The organism is Streptosporangium sp. NPDC004631 (assembly GCF_053601935.1).
In genome coordinates this window covers 1-1,085 of record NZ_JBSGCR010000084.1, presented here as the reverse complement: position 1 = coordinate 1,085, position 1,085 = coordinate 1, and the positions used below count along the sequence as shown (strand labels likewise).

Annotated in this window: 1 protein-coding gene; it reads right to left on the bottom strand. The window is 65.5% G+C overall.

Annotated elements, in window-relative coordinates:
- Positions 1-53: 53 nt before the first annotated feature.
- Positions 54-1,085 (bottom strand): inositol-3-phosphate synthase (locus ACWEF2_RS31645; protein ID WP_453819916.1); only part of this gene is annotated, 1,032 nt, incomplete at its 5' end.

The following is a 1,085-nucleotide window of genomic DNA, read 5'->3' as shown; positions in this document are numbered from 1 at the left end:
CCATGACCACGGCCCCCGGGGCCGGGAGCCCCGGAGGCCGTGAACCCCTCCGCTCAGCGCTCGACCTCACCCCGGATGAACCTCTCCACATACTCCCGCGCCTCGTCATCGGAGTACTGCTCCGGCGGAGACTTCATGAAATACGAGGACGCCGACAGAATCGGCCCGCCCACCCCCCGATCCAACGCGATCTTCGCCGCCCGGACCGCGTCGATGATGATCCCCGCCGAGTTCGGCGAGTCCCACACCTCCAGCTTGTACTCCAGACTCAACGGCGTGTCCCCGAACGAACGCCCCTCCAGCCGCACATACGCCCACTTACGATCATCCAGCCACGGCACATGATCCGACGGCCCGATGTGCACATCCGCCTTCCCCATCTCATGCGGAATCTGCGAGGTCACCGACTGCGTCTTGGAGATCTTCTTCGACTGCAGCCGCTTACGCTCCAGCATGTTCATGAAATCCATGTTCCCGCCGAAGTTCAGCTGATACGTCCGCAACAGCTCCACCCCGCGATCCTCAAACAACTTGGCCATCACCCGATGCGTGATGGTCGCCCCCACCTGCGACTTGATGTCATCCCCCACGATCGGCACCCCCGCCTCGGCGAACCGCGCCGCCCACACCGGATCGGAGGCGATGAACACCGGCAACGCGTTCACCAGCGCCACCCCCGCCTCCAGCGCGCACTCCGCGTAGAAACGAGCCGCCTCCTCCGACCCCACCGGCAGATAGGACACCAGCACGTCCACCCGCTCCTCGCGCAGCACCCGCACCACATCCACCGGCGCCTCGTCGGACTCCTCGACCATCTCCCGGTAGAACTCCCCCAGCCCGTCGAAGGTGTGACCCCGCCGCACCGTGACACCCAGCGGCGGCACATCACAGATCTTGACCGTGTTGTTCTCCGAGGCCACGATCGCCTCCGACAGATCACGCCCCACCTTCTTGGCGTCCACGTCGAACGCCGCCACGAACTCCACGTCCCCGACGTGATACTCCCCGAACGTGACATGCATCAGGCCCGGCACCCGGCCACCCGGATCGGCGTCCCGATAGAAATGAACGCCCTGCACCAGCGA